Origin of the sequence: Curtobacterium sp. UCD-KPL2560, from assembly GCF_001705035.1 — a bacterium.
GTDB lineage: Bacteria > Actinomycetota > Actinomycetes > Actinomycetales > Microbacteriaceae > Curtobacterium.
Genome location: NZ_MCIG01000039.1, coordinates 1 through 14,774, shown reverse-complemented (window position 1 = coordinate 14,774; position 14,774 = coordinate 1). Strand labels below are relative to the sequence as shown.

Sequence of the window (14,774 nt, the reverse complement as noted above, 5' to 3'; positions counted from 1 at the left end):
CCTACGGTGCGGTCGCTCCGGCGGGCGGCAGCGTCCAGTCGACCGGGTCGGCGCCCTGCTCGCGGAGCAGCGCGTCGACCTGCGAGAACGGGCGGCTGCCGAAGAAGCCCCGCGAGGCGCTCAGCGGGGACGGGTGCGCGGACGCCACGACCGGGGTGTCGCCGAGCAGCGGCCGGACCGACGCTGCCTGGGCACCCCAGAGCACCGCGACGAGCGGGGTACTGCGGGCGACGAGGGCGCGGACGGCCTGGTCGGTGACCGCCTCCCAGCCCTTGCCGCGGTGGCTGCCGGCCGCGCCGGCCTCGACCGTCAGGACCCGGTTGAGCAGCAGCACGCCCTGCTCGGACCACGCCCGCAGGTCGCCGTGCTCGGGCGGGGTCACGCCGAGGTCGTCCCGGAGTTCGCGGTAGACGTTCGCCAGGCTCCGCGGCACGGGACGCACGTGCGGATCGACGGCGAACGACAGGCCGATCGGGTGCCCGGGCGTCGGATAGGGGTCCTGCCCGACGACGAGCACCTTGACGTCGGCGAAGGGCTGGGTGAAGGCGCGGAGCACGTGCTCGCCCGCGGGCAGGTAGTGCCGACCGGCGGCGACCTCGGCACGGAGCCAGTCGCCCATCCGGTGCACGTCGTCCTCGACGGGGGCGAGCGCCTCGGCCCAGCCCGGGTCGACGAGCTCGGCGAGCGGGCGCGGGGCGACCACGGCGGTGGCTACGCGCCCATGGTGGCGACGGAGACCGCGTCCTCGCCGGACACGACGCGCCAGACACTGCCGGTGCCGCGCACCTCGAGCGCACCCTCGCCGACGATGAGCGCGGTGTCCTCGTCGATCGCGAGTCCGGCGGTGACGAACTCGGCCTCGGCAGCCGCGATCAGGCGCGCCAGGGTGCCGGCCTGGACGGCGTGCACGTCGATCGTCAGGTCGACGAGCCCGAGTCCCTCGCGGAGCTCGACCTCGTCCAGGCCCTCGGACGCCCCCTCCGGGCAGACCTCGACCCCGCCGATGCGCCAGCCGCCCACGAGCGCCCGGTCCGCCGCGACCATCGCACCCGCGGAGTACCCGAGGTACGGCAGGCCGTCGGACACGAGCAGCCGGAGCTGGTCGACGAGCGGGGCGATCGCGTCGAGGTAGTCCGGCGTGACCCCGCCGCCGACGACGAGCGCGTCGACGTCGCTGAGCACGGCGGTGTCGAACACGGCGCCGGACGCGACCTCGGTCACGAGGACCTCGGCCTGCCGGGCTCCGCCGATCGCCTCGGCGAGGTCGGCGGTCGACGAGGGCGACGCCCCCGAGGCGCCGGCGACGGACAGCAGCGCGATGCGCGGCACGGTCCGGCCCACCGCGGCGGCACGGGCGGTCGCCTCGGCGGTGAAGTGCGGGACGACGTCGGCGGCGACGACGGGGCCGCCGCCGAGGAGGTGGATGCTCACGACTCGGCCGTCACCGGTGCGAGGGCGCTCCACGGGAACGTGATCCAGCCGTCGACGCGACGCCACACGTGGTCGGGCTCGAGGACGGTGCCGGGCTTCGAGTACAGGCATGCGCTGCGGACGTCGGCGCCGGCGTTCCGGATGATGTCCACGACGAGGCGCAGGGTGCGGCCGGAGTCGGAGACGTCGTCGACCACGAGGACGCGCTTGCCGGCGAGGCTCGGGGCGTCGAGGGCGGGCGACAGGATGACGGGCTCCTCGAGGCGCTGCTCGACGTCGGTGTAGAACTCGACGTTGATCGAGCCGCACTCCTTGGTGCCGAGCGCGTACGCCACGGCACCGGCGATGATGAGGCCACCGCGGGCGACGGCGACGACGACCTCGGGCTCGAAGCCGGAGGACAGGACGTCCTTGGCGAGCAGGCGGGCCGCGTCGCCGAACTCCAGCCAGCCGAGCACCTCGGGTCCGCTCGTCACGGTCACGGTCGAGGGTGCCTGCGCGGTCGACCCGGGTTCGCTGCTGATCGGCATCCGCCCACGGTACCGGGACAGCGGCGTCCACCGCGACCCGCGTCGGGCGACCGCGCGCGTCCCGCGGGTCGGACGAACCCGTGCGCCGCGCTACGACCGGACCGTGAGCGGCCCACGCGCGAGCTTGTGCTGTGCCGACTGCGCGACCGGCCGCACCGTGACGAGGTCCAGGTTCACGTGCGCGGGCAGCTCGACCGCGTGCACGATCGCCTCGGCGACGTCCTCGGCGAGGAGCGGCCCCGGGACGTCGGCGTACACGGCGTCGGCCTTGTCCCGGTCGCCGCCGAACCGGGTGAGGGAGAACTCGTCGGTCTTCACCATGCCCGGCGCGATCTCGACCACGCGGAGCGGTTCGCCGTTCAGCTCGAGCCGGAGCGCCGCGACCAGGGCGTGCTCGGCGAACTTCGCGGCGTTGTAGCCACCGCCGTTCTCGTAGGCGACGTGCCCGGCGGTGCTCGTCACGGTGACGACGTCGGCGACCCCGGCCTCCGCGGCGCGGCGGCGCAGCTGCGGCAGCAGGGCCGCGGTCACGCGCTTCGTCCCGATCACGTTCACCTCGAACATCGCGCGCCAGTCCTCGACGTCGGACTCCTCGACCGAGGCCGACCCGAACGCGCCGCCGGCGTTGTTCACCAGGACGTCGGTCCCGCCGAGCCCGTCGACGTGGGCGGCGAGCGCGGCGACGTCGTCGGCCGAGGTCACGTCGGCGACCAGGAAGGTCGCCCCGGTCTCCTCGGCGAGCGCCGCCAGCTGCGCCTCACGGCGTGCGACGGCGAGGACGTCCCAGCCGTGGTCGCGGAACCGGCGCACGGTGGCCGCTCCGATGCCCGAGCTCGCTCCGGTGACGACTGCGCGACGTGCCATGGGGTTCCTCCAGGGGTGGGACGGGCCGGGCGGCCACGGTCCGGACGGGGCACCGGACCGCTCCACCGTACCGATCCCCGGCCGTCGCCTTCCGGTACCGTGACCGGGGATGACGACGGACGCCGCTCCCCCCGCGCCCTCGACCCCCGCGACGCAGCTCGAGCCGGGTCGGACCTCGCGCCGCATCCCGATGTGGGACACGGCGCGCTTCCTCGCGGTCACGCTCGTGGTGATCGGCCACGCGATCCAGCGGCAGACGGCCGGCAGCGAGCACGCGCTGGCCCTGTACACGTTCATCTACGCGTTCCACATGCCCGCGTTCGGCGTCATCAGCGGGTACTTCTCGTCGGCCGAGACCCCGTCGGCGCAGCGGATGCGGCGGACCTTCACGGACATCGTCGTGCCGTACGTGGTCATGCAGACGATCTGGACGGTGGTGCAGGCCGTCGTCGAGGGCGGCAAGGACCTCAACCTGACGAAGCCGACGTGGACGCTCTGGTTCCTGCTCGCCCTCGGGATCTTCCGGCTGATCCTGCCGTACCTGGCACAGCTGCGGTTCCCGCTCGTCTGGGCGATCGCGCTGAGCATCGGCGTCGGGTACCTCGACAACGTCGACTCGACGTTCTCGCTCGGCCGGGCGATCAGCCTGCTGCCGTTCTTCCTGGTCGGGTGGCAGCTCAAGCAGTGGGGGCTGTTCGACCGCTGGTACGAGGCCCCGCGTCGCACGGTCGTGCGCGTGCGGGTGGTCGCGGCCGTGGTGTTCGCCGCGTGGGCGACCGCGTGTCTGCTGTTCACGCCGCAGTTCGAGCAGTTCGACCTGCACCACTGGTTCTTCTACGACGACTCGTACGCGGGGCTCGGCGAGGACGCCTGGTGGGCCGGCGGGGTGCGCCTCGGGCTGATGGTCCTCGCGGCGGCGCTGACGGCGTCGTTCCTGCTGCTCGTGCCCCGGCGCACGGTGTGGATCACCCGGTTCGGGGCGGCGACGATGTACGTCTACCTGCTCCACACGTTCGTGCTCTACCCGATCCGGGAGTCCGGGGTCCTGGCCGGCGAGCACTCTGCGTGGCCCTACGTGCTGCTCATGGTCGTGCTGGCGTGCGCGGTCAGCCTGTTCCTCGCGCAGCCGTTCGTGCGCCGTGGGATGCGCTGGCTGCTCGAGCCGAAGGTCGACTGGCTGTTCCGGCGCGACCCGGCCTGAGCGCACCGGCGTGCGTCCCGGTCCGTCCCGGCGCGTCCCAGTGGTCCCGGCGCGTCCCGGACGGGAGGCGCGGTGCACCGTCCACCCCTCGGCCCGCGTCGGGCGCGTGGCCGGGTCGGCCGCGGTGCGGACGCGACGGTTACGTCGCGTGGCGGCCACGCTGGTGCAGGCCCGCCCACCTGCGTACCGTGACGCTCGACGCAGCGCAGCCACGGGCCTCCCGGCCGGCGCGCGGCGACCCGACGACCACCGCACCCGACAGGAGCACCGATGAGCACGAACGACGCCGCCGCCTGGCGGTTCGAGACCACGCAGGTCCACGCCGGGGCGCAGCCGGACCCGACGACCGGTGCGCGGGCGACGCCGATCTACAAGACGACCTCGTACGTGTTCGAGGACTCGGACCACGCCCGCGACCTGTTCGCGCTCGCCCGTCCGGGCAACATCTACTCGCGGATCATGAACCCGACGAACGACGTCGTCGAGCAGCGCATCGCCGCGCTCGAGGGCGGGACGGGCGCGCTGCTCGTGTCGTCGGGGCAAGCCGCCGAGACGTACGCCGTGCTGAACATCGCGGGCGCCGGTGACCACATCGTGTCGTCGTCGTCGATCTACGGCGGCACCTACAACCTGTTCAAGTACACGCTCGCGAAGCTCGGCATCGAGACGACGTTCGTCGAGGACCAGGACGACCTCGAGGAGTGGCGTCGCGCAGTCCGGCCGAACACGAAGCTGTTCTTCGCCGAGACCATCGGCAACCCGCGCATCAACGTGCTCGACATCACCGGGGTGAGCAGCGTCGCGCACGAGTCCGGCGTGCCGCTCATCGTCGACAACACCATCGCGACGCCGTACCTCATCCGACCGTTCGAGCACGGGGCGGACATCGTCGTGCACTCGGCGACGAAGTTCCTCGGCGGCCACGGCACGGTCATCGGCGGCGTGATCGTCGACGGTGGGCGCTTCGCCTGGTCCGAGCACGCCGAGCGCTTCCCGGAGTTCAACACGCCGGACCCGTCGTACCACGGCGCCGTGTTCGCGCAGGCCGTGGGCAACGAGCTCGCGTACGTCGTGAAGGCGCGGGTGCAGCTGCTCCGCGACCTCGGTGCGTCGAACTCGGCGGACACCGCGTTCGCCCTCCTGCAGGGCATCGAGACGCTGTCACTCCGGATCGAGCGGCACGTGTCGAACGCGCAGGAGATCGCCGAGTGGCTCGACCGGCACCCGGACGTCGCCTCGGTGGCGTACGCGGGGCTGCCCACCTCGCCCTGGTACGCGGCGGCGACGAAGTACGCCCCGCGCGGCGTGGGTGCGGTGCTGTCCTTCGAGCTCAAGGGCGGCGTCGCGGCCGGCCGGGCGTTCGTGGACAACCTGCAGCTGTTCTCGCACCTCGCGAACATCGGCGACGTGCGGTCCCTCGTGATCCACCCCGCCTCCACCACGCACTCGCAGCTCACGCCCGAGCAGCAGCTCACCACCGGGGTCACGCCGGGCCTGGTGCGGCTGTCGGTGGGCATCGAGAACGTCGAGGACCTGCGCGCCGACCTCGAGGCCGGGCTCGCGGCAGCGCGGGCGGTCGCGCAGGAGGGCCAGCGCGCGTAGAGCGCGGGGCGGCGGTGCGGCCGTCGTGCCGTGCCGCTGCCGTCTCGCCGAGTCGTCGCGGTGCCGCGGTGCCGGGGTGCCGTGCTGCCGAGCTGCCGAGCTGCCGTGCTGCCGAGTCGTCCTGGAACGACATCGCCGCTGTCGTCCGACAGCGGCGATGTCGTTCTCACCTCGTGCGCGTCGATGCACGCGCATCGTGCGACACCACCGCTGTCGTACGACGACCACGGTGACGCTCGCCGTCGGCGCCGACTGGCCCGCCCACCGTCCATGCGCGCACATGCTGCGACACCACCGCTGTCGCACGACGACCACGGTGACGCTCCGTGCGCGCCCGACCACGCGCGCCGGACCCGGCCACCGGCCGGACGTGACGTAACACGGCGGCGGCGACCCGCGCCTCCCGGCAGACTGGACGCACCATGGACTGGCAGACGACCCCCGAGGACTCCGTGCCGTCCACCCTCGTGCCCGGCACCGAGCTGGGGACCCTCGGCAAACCGCCCGTCACCGGGGCCTGGCGACCGGGCGACCACCCCGGCGCGCGGCACTTCGAGGCCCTCGGCGAGCAGTCCGTGCGCGGCGGGCGACTCCCCGCGGTGCGTGTCGCCTACGAGACCTGGGGCACCCTGACCCCTGCGCGTGACAACGCCGTGCTGGTGTTCCACGCGCTGACCGGGGACTCGCACGTCGCCGGGCCGCCCGGGCCCGGGCACCGGACCGCCGGCTGGTGGGGCGACGTCGTCGGTCCCGGCCTCGCGATCGACACCGACCGCTGGTTCGTCGTCGCGCCGAACATGCTCGGCGGCTGCCAGGGAACGACCGGCCCCTCGTCCGTGGCGCCCGACGGCCGCGAGTGGGGCGGGCGCTTCCCGTTCGTCACCGTGCGCGACCAGGTCGCCGTGCAGGCGCAGCTCGCCGACCGCCTGGGGATCGAGCGCTTCGCCGCGGTCGTCGGCGGGTCGATGGGCGGCATGCACGCGCTCGAGTTCGCCGTCGCGCACCCCACGCGCGTCGAGCGGCTGGCCCTGCTCGCCACCACCGCGCAGACGACCGCCGACCAGATCGCCGCGAACTCCCTGCAGCGGGCCGCCATCCAGATGGACCCGGCCTTCGCCGACGGCGACTACCACGACGCCGAACCCGGCGAGGGGCCGCACCGGGGACTCGCGCTCGCGCGGCGGATGGCGCTGATGACCTACCGGGCCTCGGACGAGCTCAACGGCCGGTTCGCCCGGTCGTGGCAGAGCGACGTCTCCCCGCTCGGCGACGACGGCCGGTTCAGCGTGGAGAGCTACCTCGACTTCCACGGCAACAAGTTCACGAGGCGGTTCGACGCCGCGTCCTACGTCACCCTCACGCACGCGATGGACTCGCACGACGTCGGGGCCGGACGGGGCGGGGTCGCGGCCGCACTCGGCACGGTCCGGGCCCGCACGCTCGTGGTCGGGGTGTCGAGCGACCGGCTGTTCCCCGTCGAGGACCAGCACCGCATCGCCGCCGGGGTGCCGGACACGCTCGACGGCGACCGCGCGGCCGTGATCGAGAGCGAGTTCGGGCACGACGGGTTCCTCATCGAGCACGAGGCGGTCGGGGCGCACCTGCGGCGACTGCTCGACTGAGCGGACGACCGGCGTGTCCGCGCCGCGCGACCCGTGCTTCCGCGCCGCGCGACCCGTGCGTCCGCGCCGCGCGACCAGTGCTTCCGCGCCGCGCGACCCGTGCGTCCGCGCAGCGCGAGCCCGGTAACGATCGGGTCCCCATCCGTCCGTCGCCCGCGCGGCGAGGACCCCCCAACGGGTGCCGTCCGTGGAATGATGTCGAACGAGTCACCGGGACGACCGGGGCTCGCTCCCCCGTACCGCCGTCACCACCAGGACACCGATGGACTTCCTCGCACAGGAGCGCGACCGACTGCTTCGGTCGACGACCCGTGTCGTGGGCATCACCTGCGCACTCGTCTCGGTGGTCGCGGTGGTCAGCTCGCTGGCGGTCCCGCTCGTGCCCCTGCTCGCCGGGCTGGCCTGCATCGCCGTGATGATCGCCGCCCTCGCCCTGTTCGGCGTGCACGGCTCGGTGTGGTGGACCGCGCTGGCGCTGGCCTTCGGCCTCGCCGCCCTCCTGCTGCTCCTCGCCGGTACCGGTCCCGACCTGCGGCCCGTGGTCGCGAGCGCCGTCGTGCCGCTCGCCGCCGGGTCGCTCTCCGCCCCGCTGATGACCTACCGCACGTCACTGGTCGGCCTCGGACTGACCGCGGCGGCCGGGGTCGTCTCCCTCGTGGTCGTCTCGTGGGCGACCGGCAGCGTCCTGTCCGCCCCGGTCGGCGGTGTCGCCCTCGGCTGGGTGCTGCTCGCCACGGTCGCGGTGTGGATCGCGCGGAGCATCCCCCGCGTCGCACGCCGCATCCAGAGCATCGGCACCGCACACCGCGCCGAGCGCCAGGCGAGCGAGACCGAGGCGCAGCGACGCCAGGGCGCCCGGCTGCTGCACGACACCGTGCTGGCCACCCTGACGCTCCTCGCCCACTCCGGTGTCGGCGTCTCGGAGCAGGCCATGCGCGAGCAGGCCGCCGAGGACGCCCGACTCCTCCGCCACCTGCGACTCGGCGCGACGCCGCAGCCGCAGCAGTCCGGCGACTACTCGCTCACCCGCGCCGAGGAGTCCCCGCTCGGTCAGACGCTCGAGTCGGTCAAGCAGCGCTTCGGCCGCATGGGGCTCGAGGTCAGCTGGCACGGCACCGGCCAGGTCCTGCTGCCCACGCACGTGCTCGACGCCTTCCTGCTCGCGCTCGGCGAGTGCCTCGAGAACGTCCGTCGGCACGCCGGCGTCGGCGAGGCGCACGTCACGATCGTGCACGACCAGGAGACCGTCCGCGCGATGGTCACCGACTCCGGGGTCGGCTTCGAGCTCGACGCGGTCGGCGCGGAGCGGCTCGGCTTCAAGGAGAGCGTCGTGAACCGCCTGCGCGAGGTCGGCGGCGACGCCAAGCTGTTCTCGGCCCCCGGGTCGGGCACCACCGTCGTGCTGGAGGCACCGCGATGAGCCGGACCCCCGAGGACACCATCAGCCGCGGGCTGCCCGGCGAGACCGTGCAGGCCGCACCACGGACCCGACGCGAGGCCCGGGAGCGCTACCGCGGCAACGAGCGACGACAGGCGCGCGGGCTCCCCTCGACCTCGACGGGCGCACGATCGCTCCGGCAGGCCGCGAAGCCCGGGGCGTCGCTCGGCGCTGGCTACCTCGGCCTCGGCGCCGCGGTGCTGGCCGCGATCGAGGCCGTCGCCGGCATCGCGTTCTTCCTCGTGCGGGCCCCCGAGCTCACCGATCCGTGGCTGCCCGCCGCGGCGTGGGCGCTCTACGTGGTCGCGGCGATCGCGGTCGGACTGAGCCTGATGACCTACGGGGAACGCCTCACCGGCACCGCGTTCGCCCTCATCTGCGTGGTGCTCGCGTGCGTCGTGACGCTCGACTTCGTCGGCATCCACCCGGAGCACGACCTCGCCGGCACCGCGAGCGCGTCCGTCGCGGCCGGCTTCGCCCTGCTGCCCGTCGCCACGCTGCGTCCGGCACGCGAGGTCGCGGGCGCGATCGTCGTGCTCGGGGCGGCGTTCGTCGCGATGGCACTGGTCTCCACGCCGATCACCTCGGACACCCTGCCCGGGCTCGTCTCGATGCTCGCGCTCGTGGTCGTCCCGCCGTCGATCGCCCTGTTCGTCGTGCACCGCTTCCGCCAGCTCGTGCAGCGCGAGCTCGACCGCGTGCTCGTGCAGAGCAACGTGCAGGCGCCGCAGTTCGCCGTCGGGATGCTCGCGTCCGACGAGCTCGCCCGCCTCGACCTGGCCGCCGAGAAGCTCCTCGACGCCGTCGCGAACGGCACGGACCCGCTCCCGCTGTCCGACGCGTCCTCGTCGGTCGCCGCGTCCCTCGCCACCGAGCTCCGCCTGCACCTCATCGAGGGTCGCCGCGAGACCTGGCTCTACCACGCGATCACCGAGTCCGACCAGCTCGGCCGCTCGGTCACCGTCACCGACCCGCAGTCGCTGGCCGGTCACCTCTCGCCCGCCCAGCGGGACGGACTGCTGCAGGCGCTGTGGCAGATGGTCGGCGACGGGCGCACCAGCCAGCCGGGCTCCCCCGTTGTGTCCGTGACGCTCGGGCCGATCGGCTCCGACGGCCACCCGGTCACCGACGAGCGCATGGACGTGCCGGTCGTCTTCGAGTCGCGCGGGGTCCCCCGTCGCCGACTCGGTCCCACCGCGTGGAGCGCCCTGCAGCGCATCGGCCCGTACACCGACTCGGTCCGTGACGGGGTCCTGCACGTCGTCGCGCACTGCGTCGTCGACCGGCACCCGACCATGTGACCCCGGAGCGGCACGGCGACACGCCGCCCCGAACGCACCACCACGTCCGCCCGGCCGGGCCCGAACTGCCGGACACCCGCTCCGCCTGCCCGACCCACGGCGTCCTGCCGCCTAGGATCGGCGGGCACGCCTTCGAGAAAGGACGCCTGATGGCGACTCCAGAGGAACCGATCCGACTCGCACTGGTCGACGACCACCGGATGCTCCTCGGTGCGCTGACGGAGTGGATCCGCAGTGCCGCCGACGACATCACGCTCGTCGCCGCCGTCACGACCTGGCCGGAGCTCCTGACGAACTCCGCGTTCCCCGTCGACGTGGTGCTGCTCGACCTCGACCTGAAGGACTCCATCCCGGTGTCCCTGAAGATCTCGACGCTGAAGACCGCGGGCGTGAAGACCGTCGTCATGAGCACGTACTCCGAGCCGAACGTCGTCCGCGAGGCCCTCGGCGCCGGCGCCCTCGGCTACCTGGTGAAGAGCGAGGACGCCGACATGATCGTCGAGGCGATCCGCGCCGCACAGCGCGGCGAGCAGTACGTGTCCGCCGAGCTCGACCTGGCGATCAACAGCGGCGACGTCGGCGGCGTGCCGAAGCTCAGCGCGCAGGAGCGGCGCGTCATGGCGCTCTACGGCGGCGGCGAGCCCGTGAAGAGCGTCGCCTACCAGCTCGGCATCTCCGAGGAGACCGCCAAGAGCTACCTCAAGCGCATCCGTGAGAAGTACCGCGTCGCGGGCTTCGACGTCGGCACGAAGGTGGCACTGCGGAAGCGGGCGATCACCGACGGCATCATCGTGCAGGACGGCAGCCCCCTCGGGCTGTAGGTCCGCGGTCGGCGACGGCTGAGCGCAGGGGCGGGTCCGGGTTCCGGGCCCGCCCCTGCTGCGTGCTCGAGCTGTCCCGGTGGTGGAGGCACGCGCCGGGGTACCGCTACCTGGGCGCCCCCTTCGCGAAAGCGACAGATCGGCGCCCACTGTTCGCCGGAATCTGTCGCTTCGACGGAGTGGTCGCCGCGTCGCGGCCGCGATCTGTCGCCTTCGCGACCACACCGCACGGCCGGGAGGCGCGGTGCCAGCCCGCCACGCGCCTCCCGGCCCGCACCGCCTGCAGATGCGAAAGCGACAGATCAGTCGCAACCATCCGCGGGGATCTGTCGCTTCGGCGACGTGGTCGCCGCGTCGCGGCCGCGATCTGTCGCCTTCGCGACCAGACCGCACGGCCTGGAGGCGCGGTGCCAGCCSGCCACGCGCCTCCCGGCCCGCACCGCCGACGGCCGGGAGGCGCGGTGCCAGCCGGCCACGCGCCTCCCGGCCCGCACCGCCTGCCGATGCGAAAGCGACAGATCAGTCGGAATGATCCGCGGGGATCTGTCGCTTCGGCGGGGTGGTCGCCCCTACCGGGGCCGTGATCTGTCGCTCCGGCAGTGACGACGCAGCACCGCGCGGGTGGGCGCCCGCGGCGTCAGACGATCGGGACGGGAGCGGTGACCGGGCCCGTCGAGGGCGACGACGCCCGGAGACCGGCGCGACGGGTGGTCCGCCGCTCGACGCCGTAGCTCACCATCGTGACGAGCAGGCCGAGCAGTGCGAGCACGATCCCGAGCCACGCGGGCGCCAGGAACCCGAAGCCGGCCGCGATGACCGCGCCGCCGAGGGCCGCACCGAGCGAGTTGCCGATGTTGAACGCCGAGTGGTTGAGCGCCGCCGCGATCGTGCGGGCATCGCCGGCCACGTCCATGAGCCGGGACTGCACCGCGGGCGGGATCGCCGACGCCGTCGCACCGAGCAGGAACGCGCCGAGGAAGACACCCCAGACGAACTGGGCCGTCGTCACCGTGACGACGAGTGCCCCGATCAGGGCGAGCATGCCGAAGTAGATCGTCCGCTTGACGCTGCGGTCGGCGAGGTGCCCACCGAGGACACCGCCGACCACCATGCCGAGTCCGACGACGACGAGCACGAGCGGCACGGCAGCCTCGGGCAGTCCGGTCACGTTCTGCACGAGCGGCGAGATGTACGAGTAGACCGCGAAGAACCCACCGAATCCGACGGCTCCGAGGCCCATCACGATCCAGAGCTGCGGCGAGCGGAACGCCCGGAGCTCCCGACCGATCGTCGCGTGCTCGTCCCGGGCACTGCGCGGCACGAACGCCGCCACCGCGAAGAACGTCAGTGCGAAGAGCAGCGAGACGACCCCGTAGGCGGCGCGCCACCCGGCGTTCTGCCCGACCCACGTGATCGCAGGGACGCCGACGACGTTCGCGATCGACAGACCGAGCATGACCATCGCGATGCCCTTGCCGCGCTTGCCGGGCCCCATGATCTCGCCCGCGACGATCGAGGCGATCCCGAAGTACGCCCCGTGCGGGAGCCCCGCGACGAACCGGGCCACGAGCACCAGTCCGAAGCTCGGCAGCACGGCGCTCGCGACGGTGGCGACCACGAAGCCGACCAGCAGGACCAGGATCAGGCCCTTGCGCGGGAACGTCGCCGAGATCGCGGCGATCGTCGGCGCACCGACCACGACGCCCAGTGCGTAGGCGCTGACGAGCCAGCCCGCGTGCGCGACACCGGCGTCGGGGTCGACGGCGTACTGGTGCGGCAGGAGCGCTTCGGCGATGTTCGGCAGCAGCCCCATCGCGACGAACTCCGTCGAACCGATGGCGAAGCCGCCGAGGGCGAGGGCGACGAGCGCGAGTGCGCGCTGCGTCGGCGTGGTGAGCGTCATGGGACCTGTTCTCGGACGAGGAAGGGCAGGGCGGGTGTCGTCGGGCCGGATGCGTCGGGACGACCGAGGGCGACGGATCCGGGTCTGGGAGGCCGACCGTCGCGGGGCCGCTGCTCTGGGACGACGTCCACGCTCAGCGGCCTGCGTTGGCCGCCGTCGGCGTGGACGAACAGCGACCCATCACCACTGTAGACCGCTCCAACGCCATCGGGGAAGCCCGAGACGAATCGATTCGACGGCGCACGCGGCGAACCGGTCGGGCGGAGCCGCACGGCACGACCCACGGCAGGCCTGACCGTCGACGGGACGGGCTCGCCCCACTGCCGGCGCTCCAGCGGGAGCGTCAGGCCGCCCGGCGCTCCGTGCGCTCGGACCGCGAGGACCGGGCCTCCGGGATCTCGTCCCGGTGCACCCAACCGGCTCCGCACTCGACGCACGTCGCCCAGCCGTTCGCACCCTGCTCGTCCGCGTCGATCACGACCGTCTGCAGATCGCAGTCAGGGCACCAGCCGTCGTGGGTCATCACGCGCTCCTCGTGGTCGTCGGTCCGGCCGCGGGTGCGGCTCGATGACGACCATGAGACACCCGCCCACCGACATCCCCGGGACCACTGCGGCGTGTCGCCCGGGCTGTCGGCAGGGAGCGCTCCCGCTACGATCGGCGGCGGGGAACGGGACGGGTGACGAGGGGGACGCAGTGACCACGGACCACCGGCGCATCGCTCGGAGACGGGCGACGGCAGCGCGGATCGCGGGCGGAGCGCACGGACCTGCGGCCGGCTCGCGGACTCGCGTCCGTGGTGTCCGGAGCACCGCCGTGCTCGGCGTGCTCGCCGCGGTCGCGACCACCACGGCGTGTGCGTCCCCGCTGGGCGGGCCGGGCTCCCGCGACCCGGACCCCCGCGAGCAGTACGTCGGTACGTGGACCAGCGCCGCTGACGGCTCGACGCTCGTCCTCGACCAGGACGGCTCCTTCTCGGTCGAGGACTTCCCCCGCGACGTCGCGTGCGACTCCTCCTCGGCCCTCGCGCCGCAGCCGGAGGCCTGCCGGACGAGCGGCCCCGTCACCACGACCGGCACCTGGACGAGCCACCGTGACGACCCGACGAAGGTCTGGCTCGACTCGGGCGGACTGACCCTCGCGGTCGGCTACGAGGACCTCGACAGCTTCTTCGGCCACGGGTTCTCGATCGGTTCCTACACGACCACGATCGACAAGCCGGAACCGGACCACCGCTTCCGCCGCGACGACGTCGGCTGACCCGCGCACCCGACGGCGGTGCGCCCCACCGACGCGCAGCCGACGGCCGCGCTCGCGTCGGACGCGCCGCCCAACGCAGCGCCGCGCCTCGTCTGCACGGGACCGACCCGTTCGGGTAGCGTTCGCGGCATGTGGTGGTGGATCGGAACCGGCGTCGTCCTGCTCGCGCTCGTCGCCCTGTGGGCGTGGATGCACCACCTGACCGACCCGGGCTCGCGCTCGCGGGCGTTCGACGGGAGCGATCCCGAGATCGCCGAAGCGCTGCGCCAGGCGGAGCGGGACATCAACAACGGCCGGATGTACCCGTAGCCCGAGCCGCTCCCCGCGGCTCAGTCCCCGAGCGCCGCTTCGAGCCGCTCGAGCTTGCCGTCGATCTCGCCGGTGTGCCCCGGACGGATGTCGGCCTTGAGCACGAGGGAGACCCGCGTGCCGTAGGCGCCGACGGCCTCGGTGGCGCGCTTGACGACGTCCATGACCTCGTCCCACTCCCCCTCGACCTCGGTGAACATCGACGAGGTGCGGTTCGGCAGGCCGGACTCGCGGACGACCCGGACCGCGGCGGCGACCGCGTCGTGCACGGAGCCGTCCGAGGTCGCTGCGGGACCACCGGACGGGGCGACGGAGAAGGCGACGATCATGCGTCCATCCTGCCGCGCTCCCCCTCCGGACGCACCACCCCGCGCTCCCCCTCCGGACGCACCACCCCGCGGGCACCGCGCGACGCGGTGTCCTCGGCGACGGAGGACCGACCAGCCGACCCGACCCCGGCACCGGCACCGGCACCGGCCCTGGCCCCGGCAC

At 73.5% G+C, this 14,774-nt stretch carries 15 protein-coding genes; 8 read left to right on the top strand and 7 right to left on the bottom strand.

Going from position 1 to position 14,774, the window contains the following annotated elements; translation table 11 throughout:
* Position 1: 1 nt before the first annotated feature.
* The 4 genes from BEP24_RS10215 to BEP24_RS10200 all read right to left on the bottom strand — a co-directional run bounded on the left by BEP24_RS10215 (position 2) and on the right by BEP24_RS10200 (position 2,825).
* Entirely contained in the window at positions 2–703 is a 702-nt protein-coding gene (locus BEP24_RS10215) for a uracil-DNA glycosylase (protein ID WP_065963003.1), read from the bottom strand.
* An 8-nt stretch (positions 704–711) separates the two neighbouring features.
* Positions 712–1,431 (bottom strand): Type 1 glutamine amidotransferase-like domain-containing protein, encoded by a 720-nt coding sequence (locus tag BEP24_RS10210; RefSeq protein WP_065963001.1) that lies wholly within the window; start codon positions 1,429–1,431, stop codon positions 712–714.
* Positions 1,428–1,961, bottom strand: a complete 534-nt coding sequence (locus BEP24_RS10205; protein WP_253181657.1) for a phosphoribosyltransferase — start codon at positions 1,959–1,961, stop codon at positions 1,428–1,430. The genes BEP24_RS10210 and BEP24_RS10205 overlap by 4 nt, the downstream gene beginning before the upstream one ends.
* A 90-nt stretch (positions 1,962–2,051) precedes the next feature.
* Complete coding sequence (locus tag BEP24_RS10200; RefSeq protein WP_065962999.1) at positions 2,052–2,825, bottom strand: SDR family oxidoreductase; 774 nt, start codon at positions 2,823–2,825, stop codon at positions 2,052–2,054.
* A gap of 109 nt (positions 2,826–2,934) precedes the next feature.
* On the opposite strand from BEP24_RS10200, the gene BEP24_RS10195 reads away from it, so the two are divergent.
* The 6 genes from BEP24_RS10195 to BEP24_RS10170 all read left to right on the top strand — a co-directional run bounded on the left by BEP24_RS10195 (position 2,935) and on the right by BEP24_RS10170 (position 10,810).
* Positions 2,935–4,026, top strand: coding sequence for an acyltransferase family protein (locus BEP24_RS10195; protein WP_065962997.1), 1,092 nt, complete (start codon positions 2,935–2,937; stop codon positions 4,024–4,026).
* 270 nt (positions 4,027–4,296) lie between these two features.
* Positions 4,297–5,628 carry a bifunctional o-acetylhomoserine/o-acetylserine sulfhydrylase gene (locus tag BEP24_RS10190; protein WP_065962995.1) on the top strand — a complete coding sequence of 444 codons (1,332 nt, stop codon included), beginning with the start codon at positions 4,297–4,299 and terminating at the stop codon, positions 5,626–5,628.
* 422 nt (positions 5,629–6,050) lie between these two features.
* Positions 6,051–7,250 carry a homoserine O-acetyltransferase gene (locus tag BEP24_RS10185; RefSeq protein ID WP_065962993.1) on the top strand — a complete coding sequence of 400 codons (1,200 nt, stop codon included), beginning with the start codon at positions 6,051–6,053 and terminating at the stop codon, positions 7,248–7,250.
* 262 nt (positions 7,251–7,512) lie between these two features.
* Entirely contained in the window at positions 7,513–8,670 is a 1,158-nt protein-coding gene (locus BEP24_RS10180; RefSeq protein ID WP_065962991.1) for an ATP-binding protein, read from the top strand.
* Positions 8,667–9,989 (top strand): hypothetical protein, encoded by a 1,323-nt coding sequence (locus BEP24_RS10175; protein ID WP_083230272.1) that lies wholly within the window; start codon positions 8,667–8,669, stop codon positions 9,987–9,989. Before BEP24_RS10180 ends, BEP24_RS10175 begins: the two co-directional genes overlap by 4 nt.
* Before the next feature lie 149 nt (positions 9,990–10,138).
* The gene (locus tag BEP24_RS10170) at positions 10,139–10,810 is read left to right on the top strand and encodes a response regulator transcription factor (RefSeq protein ID WP_065962989.1); all 672 of its coding nucleotides are present in this window, start codon (positions 10,139–10,141) and stop codon (positions 10,808–10,810) included.
* A gap of 637 nt (positions 10,811–11,447) precedes the next feature.
* Here the strand turns inward: BEP24_RS10170 and BEP24_RS10165 are convergent.
* On the bottom strand, positions 11,448–12,713 hold the full coding sequence (locus BEP24_RS10165; RefSeq protein ID WP_065962987.1) for an MFS transporter: 1,266 nt from the start codon (positions 12,711–12,713) through the stop codon (positions 11,448–11,450).
* Positions 12,714–13,056: 343 nt separating this feature from the next.
* A complete protein-coding gene (locus BEP24_RS10160; RefSeq protein WP_065962985.1) occupies positions 13,057–13,236 on the bottom strand; it encodes a hypothetical protein in 180 nt (59 codons plus the stop codon).
* Positions 13,237–13,529: 293 nt separating this feature from the next.
* Here BEP24_RS10160 and BEP24_RS10155 point away from each other — a divergent pair, with 293 nt between their 5' ends.
* The gene (locus BEP24_RS10155) at positions 13,530–13,973 is read left to right on the top strand and encodes a hypothetical protein (RefSeq protein WP_065962983.1); all 444 of its coding nucleotides are present in this window, start codon (positions 13,530–13,532) and stop codon (positions 13,971–13,973) included.
* Positions 13,974–14,102: 129 nt separating this feature from the next.
* Positions 14,103–14,282: a hypothetical protein gene (locus BEP24_RS17070; protein ID WP_141693426.1), complete on the top strand. Its 180-nt coding sequence runs from the start codon at positions 14,103–14,105 to the stop codon at positions 14,280–14,282.
* A 20-nt stretch (positions 14,283–14,302) separates the two neighbouring features.
* Here BEP24_RS17070 and BEP24_RS10145 read toward each other — a convergent pair whose 3' ends face one another.
* Positions 14,303–14,611, bottom strand: a complete 309-nt coding sequence (locus BEP24_RS10145; RefSeq protein ID WP_065962980.1) for a thiamine-binding protein — start codon at positions 14,609–14,611, stop codon at positions 14,303–14,305.
* Between the last annotated feature and the right edge of the window lie 163 nt (positions 14,612–14,774).

What these genes read in the sequence shown, in the direction of transcription:
- BEP24_RS10205 (WP_253181657.1), bottom strand. Translation starts at nt 1,961, where the DNA reads ATGCCGATCAGCAGCGAACCCGGGTCGACCGCGCAGGCACCCTCGACC.
- BEP24_RS10200 (WP_065962999.1), bottom strand. Translation starts at nt 2,825, where the DNA reads ATGGCACGTCGCGCAGTCGTCACCGGAGCGAGCTCGGGCATCGGAGCG.
- BEP24_RS10195 (WP_065962997.1), top strand. Translation starts at nt 2,935, where the DNA reads ATGACGACGGACGCCGCTCCCCCCGCGCCCTCGACCCCCGCGACGCAG.
- BEP24_RS10190 (WP_065962995.1), top strand. Translation starts at nt 4,297, where the DNA reads ATGAGCACGAACGACGCCGCCGCCTGGCGGTTCGAGACCACGCAGGTC.
- BEP24_RS10185 (WP_065962993.1), top strand. Translation starts at nt 6,051, where the DNA reads ATGGACTGGCAGACGACCCCCGAGGACTCCGTGCCGTCCACCCTCGTG.
- BEP24_RS10180 (WP_065962991.1), top strand. Translation starts at nt 7,513, where the DNA reads ATGGACTTCCTCGCACAGGAGCGCGACCGACTGCTTCGGTCGACGACC.
- BEP24_RS10175 (WP_083230272.1), top strand. Translation starts at nt 8,667, where the DNA reads ATGAGCCGGACCCCCGAGGACACCATCAGCCGCGGGCTGCCCGGCGAG.
- BEP24_RS10170 (WP_065962989.1), top strand. Translation starts at nt 10,139, where the DNA reads ATGGCGACTCCAGAGGAACCGATCCGACTCGCACTGGTCGACGACCAC.
- BEP24_RS10165 (WP_065962987.1), bottom strand. Translation starts at nt 12,713, where the DNA reads ATGACGCTCACCACGCCGACGCAGCGCGCACTCGCGCTCGTCGCCCTC.
- BEP24_RS10160 (WP_065962985.1), bottom strand. Translation starts at nt 13,236, where the DNA reads ATGACCCACGACGGCTGGTGCCCTGACTGCGATCTGCAGACGGTCGTG.
- BEP24_RS17070 (WP_141693426.1), top strand. Translation starts at nt 14,103, where the DNA reads ATGTGGTGGTGGATCGGAACCGGCGTCGTCCTGCTCGCGCTCGTCGCC.
- BEP24_RS10145 (WP_065962980.1), bottom strand. Translation starts at nt 14,611, where the DNA reads ATGATCGTCGCCTTCTCCGTCGCCCCGTCCGGTGGTCCCGCAGCGACC.